This window comes from Bradyrhizobium sp. 164 (assembly GCF_023073715.1).
In the GTDB taxonomy this organism is placed as follows: domain Bacteria; phylum Pseudomonadota; class Alphaproteobacteria; order Rhizobiales; family Xanthobacteraceae; genus Bradyrhizobium.
The window spans coordinates 110,143-126,637 of record NZ_JADPKA010000040.1 but is presented as its reverse complement, the minus strand read 5'-3'; the positions used below and the strand labels follow the sequence as shown (position 1 = coordinate 126,637).

Annotated in this window: 18 protein-coding genes and 1 pseudogene; 10 read left to right on the top strand and 9 right to left on the bottom strand. The window is 65.0% G+C overall.

The features are described 5' to 3' along the window. Positions 1–135 precede the first annotated feature (135 nt). Complete coding sequence (locus tag IVB01_RS15435; protein WP_247277306.1) at positions 136–1,098, bottom strand: alpha/beta hydrolase; 963 nt, start codon at positions 1,096–1,098, stop codon at positions 136–138. 184 nt (positions 1,099–1,282) lie between these two features. On the opposite strand from IVB01_RS15435, the pseudogene IVB01_RS35710 reads away from it, so the two are divergent. The 3 genes and pseudogenes from IVB01_RS35710 to IVB01_RS15420 all read left to right on the top strand — a co-directional run. After that, positions 1,283–1,553, top strand: a pseudogene (locus tag IVB01_RS35710) (nitroreductase family protein); the annotation flags it as partial. A gap of 177 nt (positions 1,554–1,730) precedes the next feature. Continuing rightward, positions 1,731–1,889 (top strand): hypothetical protein, encoded by a 159-nt coding sequence (locus IVB01_RS15425; RefSeq protein WP_247277304.1) that lies wholly within the window; start codon positions 1,731–1,733, stop codon positions 1,887–1,889. Positions 1,890–1,995: 106 nt separating this feature from the next. Beyond that, positions 1,996–2,586, top strand: coding sequence for an NADPH-dependent FMN reductase (locus IVB01_RS15420; RefSeq protein ID WP_247277303.1), 591 nt, complete (start codon positions 1,996–1,998; stop codon positions 2,584–2,586). A gap of 6 nt (positions 2,587–2,592) precedes the next feature. Here the strand turns inward: IVB01_RS15420 and IVB01_RS15415 are convergent, their stop codons facing one another. After that, positions 2,593–4,674 (bottom strand): methyl-accepting chemotaxis protein, encoded by a 2,082-nt coding sequence (locus IVB01_RS15415; RefSeq protein WP_247494679.1) that lies wholly within the window; start codon positions 4,672–4,674, stop codon positions 2,593–2,595. A 93-nt stretch (positions 4,675–4,767) separates the two neighbouring features. Further along, entirely contained in the window at positions 4,768–5,208 is a 441-nt protein-coding gene (locus IVB01_RS15410) for a DUF1810 domain-containing protein (RefSeq protein WP_247277301.1), read from the bottom strand. A 212-nt stretch (positions 5,209–5,420) separates the two neighbouring features. On the opposite strand from IVB01_RS15410, the gene IVB01_RS15405 reads away from it, so the two are divergent. The 3 genes from IVB01_RS15405 to IVB01_RS15395 all read left to right on the top strand — a co-directional run bounded on the left by IVB01_RS15405 (position 5,421) and on the right by IVB01_RS15395 (position 7,892). Beyond that, a complete protein-coding gene (locus IVB01_RS15405) occupies positions 5,421–6,371 on the top strand; it encodes a DUF2778 domain-containing protein (protein WP_247277316.1) in 951 nt (316 codons plus the stop codon). A gap of 66 nt (positions 6,372–6,437) precedes the next feature. Then, positions 6,438–6,695: a hypothetical protein gene (locus IVB01_RS15400; protein WP_247277300.1), complete on the top strand. Its 258-nt coding sequence runs from the start codon at positions 6,438–6,440 to the stop codon at positions 6,693–6,695. Between the two features lie 105 nt (positions 6,696–6,800). Beyond that, complete coding sequence (locus IVB01_RS15395; protein ID WP_247277299.1) at positions 6,801–7,892, top strand: substrate-binding domain-containing protein; 1,092 nt, start codon at positions 6,801–6,803, stop codon at positions 7,890–7,892. Between the two features lie 122 nt (positions 7,893–8,014). Here the strand turns inward: IVB01_RS15395 and IVB01_RS15390 are convergent, their stop codons facing one another. From IVB01_RS15390 to IVB01_RS15365, 6 genes are all read right to left on the bottom strand, one after another. Next, on the bottom strand, positions 8,015–8,797 hold the full coding sequence (locus IVB01_RS15390) for an ABC transporter ATP-binding protein (protein ID WP_247277298.1): 783 nt from the start codon (positions 8,795–8,797) through the stop codon (positions 8,015–8,017). Then, a complete protein-coding gene (locus IVB01_RS15385) occupies positions 8,785–9,840 on the bottom strand; it encodes a dihydrodipicolinate synthase family protein (RefSeq protein WP_247277297.1) in 1,056 nt (351 codons plus the stop codon). Before IVB01_RS15385 ends, IVB01_RS15390 begins: the two co-directional genes overlap by 13 nt. Before the next feature lie 6 nt (positions 9,841–9,846). After that, positions 9,847–10,668, bottom strand: a complete 822-nt coding sequence (locus tag IVB01_RS15380; protein WP_247494678.1) for a GNAT family N-acetyltransferase — start codon at positions 10,666–10,668, stop codon at positions 9,847–9,849. Next, positions 10,655–11,692 carry an NAD(P)-dependent oxidoreductase gene (locus tag IVB01_RS15375; protein WP_247277295.1) on the bottom strand — a complete coding sequence of 346 codons (1,038 nt, stop codon included), beginning with the start codon at positions 11,690–11,692 and terminating at the stop codon, positions 10,655–10,657. Before IVB01_RS15375 ends, IVB01_RS15380 begins: the two co-directional genes overlap by 14 nt. Positions 11,693–11,718: 26 nt before the next feature. Beyond that, the gene (locus IVB01_RS15370) at positions 11,719–12,489 is read right to left on the bottom strand and encodes an ABC transporter permease (protein WP_247277294.1); all 771 of its coding nucleotides are present in this window, start codon (positions 12,487–12,489) and stop codon (positions 11,719–11,721) included. A gap of 81 nt (positions 12,490–12,570) precedes the next feature. Continuing rightward, positions 12,571–13,218, bottom strand: a complete 648-nt coding sequence (locus tag IVB01_RS15365) for a TetR/AcrR family transcriptional regulator (RefSeq protein WP_249797067.1) — start codon at positions 13,216–13,218, stop codon at positions 12,571–12,573. A gap of 100 nt (positions 13,219–13,318) precedes the next feature. Between IVB01_RS15365 and IVB01_RS15360 the strand changes: the two genes are divergently transcribed. The 4 genes from IVB01_RS15360 to minE all read left to right on the top strand — a co-directional run bounded on the left by IVB01_RS15360 (position 13,319) and on the right by minE (position 16,415). Next, positions 13,319–14,335, top strand: a complete 1,017-nt coding sequence (locus IVB01_RS15360) for an ABC transporter substrate-binding protein (protein WP_247277292.1) — start codon at positions 13,319–13,321, stop codon at positions 14,333–14,335. A gap of 265 nt (positions 14,336–14,600) precedes the next feature. Continuing rightward, a complete protein-coding gene (minC, locus tag IVB01_RS15355) occupies positions 14,601–15,299 on the top strand; it encodes a septum site-determining protein MinC (protein ID WP_247277291.1) in 699 nt (232 codons plus the stop codon). A gap of 19 nt (positions 15,300–15,318) precedes the next feature. Then, positions 15,319–16,134 carry a septum site-determining protein MinD gene (gene minD / locus IVB01_RS15350; protein WP_247277290.1) on the top strand — a complete coding sequence of 272 codons (816 nt, stop codon included), beginning with the start codon at positions 15,319–15,321 and terminating at the stop codon, positions 16,132–16,134. Then, positions 16,131–16,415 carry a cell division topological specificity factor MinE gene (gene minE, locus IVB01_RS15345; protein ID WP_247277289.1) on the top strand — a complete coding sequence of 95 codons (285 nt, stop codon included), beginning with the start codon at positions 16,131–16,133 and terminating at the stop codon, positions 16,413–16,415. The genes minD and minE overlap by 4 nt, the downstream gene beginning before the upstream one ends. Positions 16,416–16,495: the final 80 nt, after the last annotated feature.

The window sequence follows — 16,495 nt, the reverse complement described above, 5'->3', positions numbered from 1 at the left end:
GTGCCGCGCGCAAAGGCCGGACATATGACCGCACCGTTCCAATGTGTGAAATCGACTGCAAAAGCTCTTGCCACGCGGGCCGTTCCACATATGGGGGCACACTGGCGCGCAGCGGGCGCGGAGCATCTAGCGCTCTCAGACGCCGCGCATGAGCAGGGCCTTGAAGTCGGCGCGTGCACGCTGCGCCTCGGCGCGCGCGACGTCCGAGGCATCGCCCATGCCGAAATAGCCATGGATCAGGCCGGGGCCCTCATGGTGCTTGACGCGGACGCCGGCCGCCTCCAGTGCCCGCGCATAGGCCGCGCCCTCGTCGCGCAGGGGATCGAACCAGGCGGTGGTCACGACCGCGGGTGCGACACCGGCGAGAGATGCCGCGCGCAGGGGTGAGACCCGCCAGTCCGAAGCATGGCGGGGATCGGCGAGATAATGGCCGCAAAACCATTCCATCGTGGCACGCGTCAGGAAGTAACCATCGGCATTCTCGGCGCGCGAGGGATAGCGCGCGTTCTCGCGCGCATCGGCATAAGCGCCGAGGACGTCGGTTACGGGATAGACCAATAATTGCGCGGCAAGCTTGATGCCGGCATCGCGGCAAGCGATCGCGATGGTCGCCGCGAGATTGCCGCCGGCGCTGTCGCCGGCTACGCCGACGCGCTTCGCATCGCCGCCAAATTCCGCGACGCGGTTGAAGATGTCACTGACGGCGGCGAAGGCATCCTCGAAGGCGCCGGGGAAGCGCGTCTCGGGCGGGCGGCGATAGTCGACGGAGACGACGACCGCGCCGGTCTCGATCGCGAGGTTGCGCGCCTGCCGGTCATGGGTTTCGAGATCGCCGGCAACCCAGCCGCCGCCATGGAAGAACACCACCGTCGGTGCAGGCGTGGAGCCGACCCGATAGACGCGTGCATCGAGCGGGCCAGCGCCGCCTTTCACCTTGATATCCTGCACGCTATCGACGCGCGGTGGCGGAATGGCCGCGCGCGAGGCAGCCAGTGCGCGCAAGGAATCGCGGGCGCTCTGTGGCGTCATCGTGGTGGGATCGCGCATCGGCATGAGCGGAATGATCTGGGCGATGACGGGATCTAGCGGCGCGGCCATGGCGTATCTCCTCGCGGGGTTCTTGGTCTTGCTTGCGGGTCAGCATAGATTTTGCGCGCCGCATCGGCAACCGGCGCTGCAACGCAGGTAGAACGGGCAGGGAGGTTCAAGAGGTGGAATTCGAAACGTTGGTGCAGTCGCGCCGCAGCGTGCGTGGCTTCAAGAAGGAGCCGGTGCCGCGCGCGATCCCGGCGCGGTCTGCCATTTCGATCTCGGTGCGCTCTGCTACGGCATCGTGCTCGCGGCGTGGGATCGCGGCCTCGGTTCGGTGATCAACGGACAGGGCATCATGCGCTCGGACATCGTGCGCGAGGACGCGAATATTCCGGAGGACGAGGTGATCATGACCCTGCGTCGCGCTGGGCTATTCCGACGACAGCTTTGCCGCGAATGCAGTTCGCTCGGACCGCGAACATAACGACGAGTTCGTGCGCTACGTGGGTTTTGCCGAATAGCACGACGTGAAGGAGATTATTCTCCGGCGGAAATTTTTGGCGCGGAGTCGTTAGCGGCCTCTTGCAATCTCGAAGGTGCGGGAGGAACAATATGCAGACTGAGAGGTTTGTTGCTGGCGCGAGGGAATTCACATGCGGCGGCTGGCTAGCCTGGTTCGACGGTTATTTGGTCCGCGAATGCGGCGCCCGATCGATGACGATCCAAGTCTTCCTTTCACATCCGAGGAGCTCGGCCGGCTGATCCGCAGTGGCAAGCACGAGGACATGAAGCTGCTGGCCGACGGCCTGGCCTGCCGGTCCATTCCGCACCGCGCCAGATATCGCGCGACGCACTGAAGCGCCGCGACGCTCGAGCATCGCGACGCTCAAGTACCGCGACACTCCAGCGCCGCGACAAAGAGAATCTCTGCGCGCCCCGGCGACATGCTAGGATGCGGCCATCATGAGCAATCGCATCCTCGTCCTCTACGGTTCCTATCGTTCCGAGCGCATGGGCATCCGCCTTGCGAATTTCGTCATCAATCGTCTGCGCGGCCGCGGCCAGGAGGTCGAATTCATCGACGCCAAGACGATCGGCCTGCCGATGCTGGACCGCATGTACAAGGAATATCCCAAAGGCACCGCGCCGGAGGCGCTGGAAAGGCTGGCCGGACAGATCCGCGGCGCCGATGGTTTTGTTTTTGTCACCGGCGAATACAATTGGGGCATCCAGCCCGGCCTGAAGAACCTCACCGACCATTTCCTCGAAGAATGGTTCTGGCGTCCGGCCGCGATCGTGAGCTACTCGGCCGGCCGGCTCTCGGGCGCGCGCGCCGCGACCGCCTGGCACGGCACGCTGTCGGAGATGGGCATGGTGGTGGTGTCGAGCACGATCGGCGTCGGCCCGATCGCGCAGACGCTGTCGGACGACGGAGAGCCGATCGGCGACGGCGGCAAGGCGCTGGAACGCTCGTTCCCGCGCTTTGCCGACGATCTTGCGTGGTGGATCGAGGCGGCCAAAGCGCAGCGGGCGCGCACGGCGCCGCCTTATTGAGACGTCTTACGCCGCCCTGACCTCGCCAAGGAAGCGGTCGAACTGTCCGGCGAGATCGCGCGATTGGGTCGAGAGCTGCTCGGCGGCGCCCAGCACCTCCCGGGCGGCGGCTCCCGAGTCATCCGCGGCGCGTTGCACGCCGGAGATGTTGCTGTTGACTTCCTGGGTGCCGCGGGCGGCCTCCTGGACGCTGCGGGCGATTTCCTTGGTGGCTGAGCCCTGCTCCTCGATCGCGGCGGCAATCGCAGCGCCAATCTGGTCGATCTCGGCGATGACGTCGGCGACGTTGCGGATCGCGGCCACGGTCTCGTCGCTCGCGCTCTGGATCGCGGTGATCTGCTCGGAGATTTCGGTGGTGGCCTTGGCGGTCTGGCCCGCCAGCGACTTCACTTCGGAAGCAACCACCGCAAAGCCGCGGCCGGCATCGCCGGCGCGGGCGGCCTCGATGGTCGCGTTCAGCGCCAGCAGGTTGGTCTGCTCGGCGATGCTCTGGATCAGCGTGACGACGTCGCCGATCTTCTGCGCGCCTTCGGCGAGCGTGCGCGCGGTATCGCCGGTGCGGCGGGCATTGTCGACGGCGCGGGCGGCGATCTCGGTGGATTGCGCGACCTGACGGCCGATCTCCGCGATCGAGGAGGTCAGCTCCTCGGTGGCGCTGGCAACCGTCTGCACGTTGGTCGAGGTCTGTTCGGAGGCGGCGGCGACGATTGCGGCCTGGCTGTTGGTCTGGGCCGCGGTCGAGGTCATCGACTGCGCCGTGCTTTCCATCGTCGCGGAGGCCCGGGACAGACCGCCGACCAGCTCGGTGACCTTGGCCTCGAAGGCGCGGGTGAGGTCGTCGAGCGCCTGGGCACGGCGCATCTTGCCGTCGTTCTCGGCCTGCTTCTCGGCGGCGAGCCGGTCGGCCCGGATCATGTTGTCCTTGAACACCTGAACCGCCGCGGCCATCGCGCCGATCTCGTCGGAGCGCTCGGCACCGGGGATGCCGTCGGCAACCTCGCCATCGGCAAGCCGTGACATCCGCGTCGTCAGGCTGACGATTGGGGCGCAGACGCGGCGGCGAACCACCACAATGAGGCCGACGCTGGCGATCAGCACGGCAAGGAGGCCGACGAGGGCGACGGTGAAGCTGGTGCGTGCGGCCGAGGAGGCGCCGGCAAGGATCTGCTCGGCATTATCATAAAAGGCGTCGCGAACATCGATGATGGTGCCGAGACCGCGCTGCGTGGCGGCGTAATAGGTGTCCACGTCGTGTTCGTACTTGCCGCTGACCGCACCGTCCTTCACCAGCTTGAGCTCGCGGCCGAACTCCTCGACATAGACCGCGTTGAACTTCTCCAGCGCAGCGGCGACGTTCGCCGGAGTCGCCGGATTGCCGCGCAGTTCCTGTAGCGTCATCACGATCTGATCGTTGCGGCCCTGCGAGCGGCTGATCTCGGCCTTCTCGGCGTCGGTCGCCGGTTTCTTGCCGCCGATGAGATTCTTGTGCAGGCTGGAATTGAAGCCCCCGACGTCGCGCAGCGTCATGGCGATGTTGGCGTAGCTGGCCTGCCGGTAGGCGTCGCCGTTGAGAATCGCCATGCGGCGGACCTGCTCGTTGAGCAGCGCGGTCACGCCGCTGTTGAGCACGGCATTGTCGGCGACGATCTTCTTGGCCGCGTCCTTGCGGGCCTCTGCGGGCCCTGCGAGCGCCTTGTCGATGGCCTCCCGCAGCGCCGTGAATTTCGCATTGATGCCGTCGATGTTGCTGCCGATGATGTTGCCGTCGTCGAAGGAGCCGGGCAGCTCCTTGCGCAGCGCGTTCATCCTCTCGCGGGCACCGTCGGTCTGCTTGCGCAGCTTGTCCTGTTCGGCGAGCAGCGCAGGGTCGATCGTGGCGGGGCCGTAGAGGATGTTGGTGGAAAAGCCGCGCTCGGGGTTGAGATAGCGCGGGATGTCGCTGGCCGCGCGGACGATCGCCAGGCGGCCTTGCGCCTCGCCGATCCGCTCCATCGTCTGATATTTGGTCACGGCGACGTAGACGGCGAGGCCGCCGCCGACGGTCGAGAGCGAGACGATGGCGGTGGTCAGGAGCGTACCGATTTTCATGATCTGTCCGGCAATTGGCGCGGGGAGAATTATTTTGCTCGGAAGATAGGCAGCCGGTATTAATCTCGGGTTTACGCTGCCGCTCGTGTCAACTCAGCCGGATGCTCGATCGAGCTTCGCCAGGATCTCCAGCGTGGCGCGGTCGCGCTCGCCGGCGAAGTAGCGGGCGAGGGCCTGATCGAAAACGGGCTCATCGGAAACCGCACCGAACAGCGTCATCGACGAGCGGAATTTCGTATCATCCGGCGCGCCCAGGATCGCGTTGATGGTCCGCCCCTGAACGGCGAGCACGAGCCTGGTACATTCGATCAGGCGCCCCCCGAGGACGGGATGGGCGAGATAGGCCTGGGCCTCCGCGCGGGAGCCGATCGCGTAGCGCTGCGACATGGCGCTGACGCCGAGGCCGGCGACCTGCGGGAAGATGAACCACATCCAGTGAGTCTGCTTCCGGCCCCGGGCCAGCTCGCCCTGCACGTCGCGATAGACCGGGTCCTGGGCCCGGATAAAGCGCTCGAGATCGAAAGGATCGGTCATTGGATACCTTGGGAAAGCCCTGCCGGACCCGTTGCCAGCCCTTGCCGGCCGCGATTATGCCTAACTTTTGGCTCCCAATGTGGTAGCTGGTATAGAGTCTCCGGGTGGGGGTTGGGCACCCCCGGGGTCGATTTGGGGATCTGATGGTTTCCGACGCAGCACATGCCGGGAGGCTGTTGTCGCGCCGCCGTGTCGGGCGAGCCGAAGCGATTTTGCTGTCTCTGGCAGCGATCGCGCTGGCGCTTGGCGCCGCCGCGTGGGTCGCGGATATGGGCGATTCGTCTCCACTGGTCTCCGCCGCGTTGCCGCCGGCCAATGCCCCTTCATTCGAGGATCGCTTCGCTTCGGCCTCCGGTAATCCGCCGGCCCGCGAACTCGGCTTCCGGACGCTGGAGCGCTCCGCCCTGAACGCGGTCCAGCTCAAGCTTCGCGATGCCAAGGCCATGCTGGCTGAGAGGCTCCAGGGCGACGACTGGCGCTCGATCCTGACCGAAGAGGATCGGCCTGCGGCCGAGGAGGCGAGGCCCTCGCAGCGCGCCGACACCATCCCGATGCCGCGCTCGCGCCCGGTCCAGGCCGATCTCGCCTCCCAGATCGCATCCAGCCAAGCGTATGCCGACACTGGTTCACGGGTCGATAACCGCAATTTCTTCGAAAAATTCACCGACAAGATCAAGCTGGCCTCGCTGACGCCCGACAGCGGCCTGTTCGGCAAGGCGCCCGATCTTGCGGCCCTCGGCTACGATTCGCGGACAGCGGTCTATGACATCTCGGCCAAGGCGGTTTACCTGCCAAGCGGCGTGGCGCTCGAGGCCCATTCCGGCTTAGGCCCGCTGATGGACAACCCCGACCATGTCGATCGGCGCATGGTCGGCGCGACGCCGCCGGCAACCTACGAGCTGAAGCCGCGCGAAAAGCCGTTCCATGGCGTCCGCGCGCTGCGCATGACGCCGGTCGAAGGCACCAACGCGCTTGGGCGCGTCGGCCTGCTCACCCACAATTACATGCTCGGACCGCGCGGCGATTCCAACGGTTGCGTCTCGATCAAGGACTATGACCGTTTCATCAAGGCCTACGACAATGGCGAGTTCAACCGTCTGGTCGTGGTGCCGAGCCTGCGCGGGTCTGCGACCGCCTCGCAGCGCGCGAGCACTGATTCCTGATACTTGCGTGCCGCGGCGGGGCTGCCGTTTCCCCTTCGTTAAGTCGTCCTCGTCCAGAAGCAGCCCATGAGTGATCCATCAAACTCCGAGACCCCGCTGCGGACGACGTTCAAGATCAAGCTGAACGGTGACACGCTGGCGATTGCGACCGTCGGCCAGGCCTATCAGTTCCTGACCAATTTCAAGTCTGTGGAATGGATGGAATTCCGCTCCCTGCATGAGGATGCTGTCGAGGCGCTGGAGGGCGCTGCCGGTAACGCCATGTTGGCAGTGCAGGCAACCAACGCCGTGCGCGCGCTGTTCGTCAGTGCGAAGCTGCTCTGAGGGGCTCACAGTCCCGCAGGTCCCATGGACCCCAGCGCAATTCGAGGACGGACATCGTGGCCGAACGCCGATATGCTTGAGATTTAATTTTAGGGAGAGACCCCAATGAAACGCCGTACATTCCTCAAGGGCGGCGCAGTCGCCGGCGCGACGACTCTGGTTGCGGCCCCTGCGCTCGCGCAAGGCGCGCCCGAGATCAAATGGCGCCTAACCTCGAGCTTCCCGAAGTCGCTCGACACCATCTACGGTACGGCGCAGACGTTCGCGAAATACGTCGCGGAAGCGACCGACAATAAATTCCAGATCCAGACCTTCGCCGCCGGCGAGCTCGTGCCCGGCCTGCAGGCGCTCGATGCCGTCAGCACCGCCTCGGTGGAGATGGCGCAGACGCCGCTCTATTTCTACATCGGCAAGGAGCCGGCGCTGGCCTATGCCACCGGCGCGCCGTTCGGCATGAACCATCGCCACCAGGAATCATGGTGGCACTTCGGCGGCGGCGCCGACCTCACCAACGAAGCGCTCAAACCCTTCAAGGCCCACGCCATCCTCTGCGGCAATTCCGGCACCCAGATGGGCGGCTGGTTCCGCAAGGAGATCAAGACCGTCGACGACCTCAAAGGACTCAAATTCCGCATCGCGGGCATGGGCGGCCATGTGCTGGCGCGGCTCGGCGTCGTCCCGCAACAGATCGCCGGTGGCGATGTCTATCCGGCCCTCGAGAAGGGCACGATCGATGCCGCCGAATTCGTCGGTCCCTATGACGACGAGAAGCTCGGTTTCCAGAAGGTCGCCAAATACTATTATTTCCCGGGCTGGTGGGAAGGCGGAGCCATGCTGCACATGATCGTCAACGATGAGAAATGGGCCTCGCTGCCCAAGCAATATCAGGCGATCGTCAACCAGGCGGGATCTGCGGCCGGCGCCTGGATGCTCGAGAAGTACGACAGCGTGAATCCGGCGGCGCTGAAGCGGCTGATCGCCAACGGCGCGGAGCTGAGGGCATTCCCGCAGCCGGTGCTGGAGGCCTGCTACAACGCGACTCATGATCATCTGAACGAGCTCGCCGCCAAGAGCGATCTGTTCAGGCGGACGAAGGACAGCCACGACGCCTATATGAAGGAGCTGCTGTTCTACACGCAGATCGCGGAGAACTTCTACGACAATTATCTGCTCAGCAAGACACGCAACAAGAGCTGAGCGCGCAGCTCTCATAGGGTGGGCAAAGGCGCATTTGCGCCGTGCCCGCCATACCTTGCTCCACTTTGCCAGGGTGGGCACGCTTTCGCTCTGCCCACCCTGGAGAATTTTCGTGTGGCGAGCTACGCCGCGCCCAGCCCCAGCTTCGCATAGATCCTTCGCGCATAGACGCCGAACGCATCCGTGGTTTTCAGCGGCAGGTCGCGCGGGAAGGGCAGGTCGATCGGGAAATAATCGGCCATCTTCGCCGGACCCGCCGTCAGCACGGCGCAGTGCGAGGACAGGAAGACGGCTTCCTGGATCGAGTGCGTGACGAAGATGATGGTCTTGCCGCTCTCACGCCAGATCCGCAGCATCTCGAGATTCATCTGCTCGCGCGTCAGCGCATCCAGCGCACCGAACGGCTCGTCCATCAGGATCAGCTTTGGATCGTGAATGAAGGCGCGCGCGATCGCGGTGCGCTGCTGCATACCGCCGGAGAGCTGCTGCGGATATTTGTGCTCGTAGCCGGCAAGCCCGACCAGATTGAGCAGATCGTGCGCCCGCGCGCGCGCGGCCTTCATCGGCAGCCCGACGATCTCGGCCGGCAGCAGCACGTTGTCCAGAATGGTGCGCCACTTCAAGAGCAGCGCCTGCTGGAACACCATGCCGATGTCGCGGGTCGGATCGAACGGGCTCTTGGCGTTGCCGATTGTCACTGTGCCGCCGTCGGCGCCGTGCAGCCCGGCCAGGATCTTCATCACCGTGGTCTTGCCGCAGCCGGAAGGGCCGACCAGCGAGACCAGCTCACCTTCCTGCACGTCCATGGTGACGTCGGAGACTGCCAGGAATTCGGCGCCGCCGCTGCGGTAGACTTTCCGGACGCCGCGCAGGCTGATGAAGGGCTCGGAGCTCATGCCAGCCATTTGTTCAGGTGGGCGGCGACGAAGGCATCGTCGTTGAGATCGGCGTGCTCGCGACAGACGCGGTCGATCTCCTGCTTCTGGCCGGGGCTGAGGCCCTCGTTCGGATCGAGGCACCACAGGCCCTGCATCAGGCCCTGACGCCGCAGCACCTCGTGGCAGCCGGCGATGCAGCCGTGAAAGTTGTTGGCGACGTCGAAGAACGCGCTGTTGCAGTCGGTGACGCGGGCATCGAGCGCGAGCAGGTCGGCCGGAACGCTGTCCTTGTGCCGCGCGGCCTTGCAGCGCTCGAAGAGTTGTATGGCGCTCGCGGTCCACACCGACCAATGGCCGAGCAGGCCGCCCTTGAAGTAGGTTCGCGTGGTGATGCCCTTGTCGCGCAGGTCGAATGGCAGGGTGAGGTCGAGCAGGATGTGGTCGTCATTGCCGGTGTAGAGCGCGACGCGGTCGAGTGCGGCTGCGGCTGCGACACCGCGGAGCACGTCGAGAGTCCTATAGCGGTTAAACGGCGCGATCTTGATCGCGATGACATTGTCGATCGAGGCGAAGCGCTGCCAGAACTGGCTGGACAGGATGACACCGCCCACGGCCGGCTGGAGGTAGAAGCCGACCAGCGGGATCTCCGCGGCCACGGCCGTGCAATGCGCGATGATGTCATCCTCGGAGGCGCTCTTCATCGCGGCGAGGCTGAGCAGGCCGGCGTGATAGCCGATGTCGCGTGCGGTGCGGGCCTCGGCGGTTGCCTGGCTGGTTGGGCCGACAAGGCCTGCGACCATCGCCAATGGACGCTTGGTCCAGCTCGCGGCTGTCTCGGCGGCGAGCTCAAGCACGGGACGGTAAAGGCCGACGTCGCGGATCGCGAACTGCGTCGTGTGCACGCCGACAGCAAGGCCGCCTGCGCCGGCATCGACGTAATAGCGCGTCAGCGCGCGCTGATGCGTCTTGTCGAGCTGGCGCTCGGCGGTGAGGGCGAGGGGATGCGCCGGCAGCACGGTGCCCTCGGCGATCAGCTTGCGGATGTCGCTGTTGATCTGGCTGTGGTGCATGATGTCCTATCCGAATTCGGGGCCGGCGACGGCGAATGGCGTTTCTTCGGCGGCGGCGGTGGGTGGGCCGAACCGCATGCGCTGAAACGGCCGCTCGATGGTCCAGCCCGAGGCGGTCAATCCGTCGAGGAACGCGGGTTGCGAGGCGACAGCGTCGAGCAGGAGCGGGCCATTCTCGGATCCCGCAATCACGCGAACCAGAGCCAGCGCTTCGACGGCATGATCCGCGAACATGGGGCCGATATGGCGCGCGGTTCTGCCATCGCGGACGAGCGCAATGCTGCTATTGGCTGCGACGATACGCGACCCGGCGCGCTGTGCGAGGGCGGTCAGCAGAGCGGTCCGGTCGAAACCTGTGGCGCGCTGGTCGCGGGCACAAAGCGCCTCGAGCGTTGCGGCCGACGGCGCCTCCGCAGATGCCGGCGTAGGTTTCATCAGCTTCAGCCGCCGCAATTGCAGGGTCGGTGTGAAGCCGAGGCGCCCGTAGACGGCGGCTCCGTCGGGCGTCGCATCGAGCCAGCTCGTGAGACCGTTCTTGCGCGCCGCTTCCAGGCAGGCATCGACGAGGCGTGTCGCCAGACCACGGCGGCGATGCGTTGCCGACACCAGCACCATGCTGATCCAGGCGTTGTTGTCGGAATACGGCAGCAGTGCTGCGGTCGCCACCAGTCGCGCGCCCTCGCGGATGCCGAACACGACACCATCGCGCAGGAAAACGAGCCAATCCTCTTCGGTCTGGTTCCAGTGCGCTTCCGTCGACAGCGCCAGCCCGGCGTTCGCATCGGCGACGCCGAGCTTGATGACGGACAGACCGTCAGTAGCGTCCATCGCGCACCTCGTATTTGGTGGGCTTGCCGAGCGTCGGCATGGCGCGAGAGACCCAGTCCGCAGTCCAGGCGATCAATTGCTCGGTGTCGACGACGGGCAAACCGAACAACTCGACCGCTTTCGACGTGTCGGTCAGCCATGCCGTCGGCTCTTCCTTGCCTGTCAGCACCGGTGCGCGGCCGAACCTCGCACCGAACTTCTGCGCGAGATCGCGCACCGCGAGGATCTCGTGGCCGCTGACATTGATCGGGGAGGTCGGTGTCGTGCAATGGGCGAGGCAGCGCAGCGCCTGGGCGGACGCATCGCCCTGCCAGATGAAGTTGACGTGGCCGAGGCTGACGTCGATTGGCGTGCCCGTCAGCACTTTCATGGCGATGTCGTGCAACACGCCATAGCGCATGTCGATCGCGTAGTTGAGGCGGAACAGGCGGCCCGGTGTTCCGAATTTGCGCGAGAAATATTCGAACATGCGCTCGCGTCCGACGCAGGACTGGGCATACTCGCCGGGCGGGTTCGGCGCCATGTCCTCGGTCGAGCCCTTACCGTCGACGGGGACAAAAGGATAGATGCAGCCGGTCGAGAACGCCACGATCCGGGACGCGGGGAAGGCCTGCGCGACCAGGGCCGGCACATGCGCGTTCATCGCCCAGGTCAGCGACAGATCGCCCTCCGCGCCGAACTTGCGGCCGGCCATGAAGATGATGTTGGGCGCCTTCGGCAGCGCGTGAATGGCGCTTTCGTCCATCAAATCGCAATTGATCGTCTCGATGCCGCGCGCGTGCAGCCAGTCCTTGACGCTGGCGTCGCTGAAGCGCGCGACACCGATGACGCGGCGATCCGGCGCGGCAGCTTTTGCGAGCCCCGCCAGCGTCGGGCCCATCTTGCCGGCGACGCCAAGGATCATGATGTCGCCCTCGACCTTCCCGAGGTCGTCGATCAGTGCCTGCGTCGGCCGGCACAGGAGCTCGTCGAGCGCGGCGACGTCAGGGATGGTCTTCGGCAGGGTCTGGCGGGTGAGCAACATGGATTTGGTCCTTAGTTCTGCCGTTGTCAGGTCCGTGTCGCGTCGCCAACCACGAACATGCGTTCGAGGGCGAGCACCAGGCCGTAGAGAGCGACCCCGAGCAGCGTCAGCAGCACGACGGCCATCACCATCGCGGGCGTGTCGAGCGACGATTGCACCTGGATCATGAGGTAGCCCAGCCCGCGCTCGGAGGCGATGAACTCGCCGACGATGGCGCCGGCCACCGCGAGGATGGCGCCGACCTTCATGCCGGAAAAGATGTAAGGCAGCGATCCCGGCAACTGGATCTTGCGGAACAGCGTCCAGCGCGAGCCGCGCAACGATTTGACGAGATCGAGCAGATCGGGCTCGACCTCGCGCAGGCCGCGCGCAGTGGTGAGCAGGATCGGAAAGAAGCAGATGCTGAAGGCGATCAAAATGTTCGGCACGATGCCGTAGGAGAACCAGACGATGAAGAGCGGGCCGAGCGCGACCTTCGGGATCATGTTCAGCGTCACGAACAGCGGCAGCAGCGCGAGGCTGAGCAGCGGCGCCCAGCTGAAGATCACGGCCAGCGCGACACCGACGAAGGCGCCAAGCGCGAAGCCGCCGAGGATCTCGATCAACGTCACCAGCGTGTTGGCACCCCAGGCATAGCCTGTGGTTGCCAGCGTCTGCACGGTGGCAAGCGGCGAGGGCAGGATGAATTTCGGCACGTGGAAAGCATCCACCGCGACCTGCCAGAGCACGAGCACAGCAAGATGCACGATCAGGATGATCGCAAAGCTGCGCGAGGTGCGGGCCGCGTCTCCTGTCACCGATTGCTCCCTGTTGCGACGGTCACTTGCCGTTACGACGAGCCTAACCGGCCTTGAGCGAAGTTTCAACCAGCTGGTTGATTAAGGCCGCAACGACTGCAGCACCAAATCGGCGACGTGCCTGCGGCGGGCGCGGCGCTGGGTGCGGCTCGACAGGTCCTTACCGAAGATCGCCGACAGCGTCGGCGTGTTGGAGAAGAAGAAATAGCTGAGGCCCGCAATCGAGATATAGAGCTGAACGGGATCGATCCCCTTGCGGAACACGCCGGCGCGCACCCCCTCGTTGAGGATGTGGGAGACGCTTCTCACCAGCGGGGAGTGCATCGCCTCCAGCCGCGTCGAGCCGCGGACGTGGCGAGCGCCGCCGCGGTTCTCGTCGTTCAGAAGCACGATGAAATCGGGGTTTGCCGCTAGATGGTCGAACGAGGCTTCGATCAGCCTGCGGATGGCCTTTTCCGGCGGCAGGCCTTCGAGCTTGAGCTTGCGCTCCTGCTCGCGGATGTCCTCATAGACCCATTCGAGCACGGCGAGGTAGAGCGCGTCCTTGTCGCCGAAATAGTGATAGACGAGTTGCTTGTTTACGCCGGCACGCTCGGCGATCTCGTCGACGCGGGCCCCCGCAAAGCCGTGCCGGGCGAATTCCAGCCGCGCCGCGGTGAGCAGCTTGTTGCGGGTGGCGACGGGATCACGGCGCTGCGGCACGGTGTCGCCAGATCGTTTTGCAGGCATTTCCAACCAAATAGTTGACAAGTTGAGGGCGGGCTTGTTGCATTGGTATCCTCACATGGGGAGAGCGACAAGCCGGGTCGCGGCAATGAGGAGAGGTGCGATGAAGCATTTGCAGGCGGCGGGCTCTGCCCTGGTCTTGGCGCTGACGCTCGCTCTGTGGGCGATGCCTGCGCGCGCGGGCGAGGCGGTCAATCTGATCCTGAACTGGACGCCGACGGCCGATCACTCGCCGTATTATTACGCCAAGGCTCAAGGCTGGTACGAGAAGGCGGGCATCGACCTGACGATCGAGACCGGCAAAGGCTCCGGCGTCTCCGCGGCCAAGGTCGGCTCCGGCGGCTCGCCGTTCGGCGTCGCCGATCTCGCCACCATGCTGGTGGCCAAGAGCAAGGGCGCTGACACGGTTGCGGTGATGAGCGTCTATGCCAATACCGGCCAGACCTTCTACTGGCTGAAGAGCTATGGCGTGAACGGCGTGAAGGACTTTGCCGGGCACAAGATCGGCAACCCGCCTGGCGATGCCTCGCGCGTGATGTGGCCGGCCTTCGCCAAGGCCGCAGGTCTTGCGCCAGATTCAGTCGGCTTCGTCAATGTCGGGCCGACCGCGAAGATCGCGGCGCTGAAGAGCCACACCGTCGACATCATCAGCGACTTCTACAACGAGCACGATCTGAAAGTGATCGAGTTCGGACCCGATCTCGGCTACATCAACTGGAAGGACATCGGGCTCAATCCTTATGGCAATTCGCTGATCGTCAACGGCGCTTATCTGCAGAAGAATCCCAAGGTGGTCGAGGAATTCGTGCGCGTCACGCAGAAGGCCTTTGCAGCTTGCGTCGCCGACGTCACGCCATGCCTGAAGGCGCTGCTCGATCAGGTCTCCGGTCTCGACAGGGAGAACCAGGAGCGCCAGTGGGAACGCATCAAGTCCCTGATGACCGACGAATTCACGACGACGAAGTCGCTCGGCTGGATCGACGGCGAGCGGATGAAGAAAGACTACGAGTTGGTCCAAACCTATCTCGGTATGGAGAAGCCGTTCGACGTGTCGACGGCGTTCACGACCAAGATGCTCGATCCCTCCATCAAGATGGATGCAAGCAAGGTGAAGAAGTAGGGGCTGTCCCCACATGCCGCGGTCATGCCCCCGCGCAGGCGGGGCATCCAATATGCCGCGGCCTGTCTAGCACCCACAACCATCTCGGAGTACTCGATCACCTGCCGCCGCGGGTGATGACAGCGGTGGGCTGGACGAGAGCGCCCGTCGGACGCGCGGCCGCGAGCCCGATGGATTCCACGTAGCTCCGCGGAGAAATTAACCGGCCATTAACCATATCCGCCGCATCGTTAACCATTCAATAATTGGGAACGAGTCGGCCGATATGGAGGCTGCAGTAAAAACTCAACGCCAAATGGTGCGCCTGCGGGGGCGCTCCTATGTGGCCTTCGTGTTCGTGCCGACCGTTCCGATCCTGGACTGGCTCCAGGAGATCGATGCGACGATCGCCCGCTCGCCGGGCTTCTTTGCCGGTCGGCCCGTAGTGATCGACCTGTCCTCGGTCGATCTGAGCCAAGCCGGCATCGGCCATCTCTTGACCAGCCTGCAGGACCGCAACATCCGCGTGCTCGGCATTGAAGGCGTGGAGGAGGCAAGGCTGACCCCGACGATGCCACCGCTGCTGTCGGGCGGACGCAGCTGTGTGGTCGAGCCGAACGCGCCCAAGAAGACCGAGACGAAGGCCGAGACCAAGCCGACCTCGCTGCTGCTCGAGGCTCCCGTGCGCTCGGGCCAGACCGTGATCTTCCCCGAGGGCGACATCACCATTCTCGGCTCCGTCGGCTCCGGCGCCGAGGTCGTCGCCGGCGGCTCAATTCACATTTACGGCGCGTTGCGCGGCCGCGCCATGGCCGGGGTCAACGGTCACACCAGTGCGCGCATCTACTGCCAGAAGATCGAAGCCGAACTGCTTGCAATCGATGGGTTTTATCAGACTGCCGACGATATCGACGCCGCCCTGCGCGGCCAGCCTGCCCAAGCCTTTCTGCAAGGCAACACCATGCGAATTACCGCGCTGAACTGACCAGAAGGAGATTTTTGAGATGGCTAAGGTACTGGTCGTGACATCAGGCAAGGGCGGGGTCGGCAAGACCACGACCACTGCCGCACTGGGGGCCGCGCTCGCGCAGCGCGGCGACAAGGTCGTCGTCGTCGATTTCGACGTCGGCCTGCGCAATCTCGACCTCGTGATGGGCGCCGAACGCCGCGTGGTGTTCGACCTCATCAACGTAGTGCAGGGCGTAGCCAAGCTGCCCCAGGCGCTGATCAAAGACAAGCGGCTCGAGAATCTCTGGCTGCTGCCGGCCTCGCAAACCCGCGACAAGGATGCGCTGACGGAGGAGGGCGTGGGCAAGGTCATCGCCGATCTGCGCAGCCGGTTCGACTGGGTGATCTGCGATAGCCCGGCCGGCATCGAGCGCGGCGCCTCGATGGCCATGCGCTTTGCCGACGAGGCCGTGATCGTCACCAATCCGGAAGTCTCCTCGGTACGCGATTCCGATCGCATCATCGGCATGCTCGATTCCAAGACGGTGCGCGCCGAGAAGGGCGAGCGCGTCGAGAAGCACATTCTCATCACCCGCTACGATCCCTCCCGCGCCGCGCGCGGCGAGATGCTGACCATCGACGACATTCTCGAGATCCTCGCCACGCCTTTGCTCGGCATCATCCCCGAGAGCCAGGACGTGTTGCGCGCCTCGAACGTCGGTACCCCCGTGACGCTGTCGAACGCGGACGGCGCACCCGCGCGGGCCTATATCGACGCGGCGCGGCGGCTGTGCGGCGACACCGTGCCGATGCAGGTTCCGACCGAGCGCAAGGGCTTCATGGATCGTCTGCTGCGACGGAGGGCTGCATGAGCATGGGTCTGCTCCGACTTCTGCGCGGCAACAAGGCCTCGTCTGCTCCCGTCGCTCGCGAACGGTTGCAGATCCTGCTCGCGCATGAACGAGGGATACGCGGCCAACCCGATCTGCTCGGGGTGCTGCGTGAGGAAATACTCGCCGTCGTGTCCAAGCACGTCAAGCTGGACCCGACCAAGGTCATCGTTCGGCTCGAGCGCGGCGACGACGTGTCGACCCTGGAGGTCGATATCGAGGTACCCAACGATTTCGAGCGCAAGCGCGTGGCGGTCGCGTAGGGGACGCGGCCGAAGACTTTCAATTGGGGTGGGTGAAGGCGGTCCGCCGGGCATGGCGGGCCGCCTTTGTCGTGAGGTAA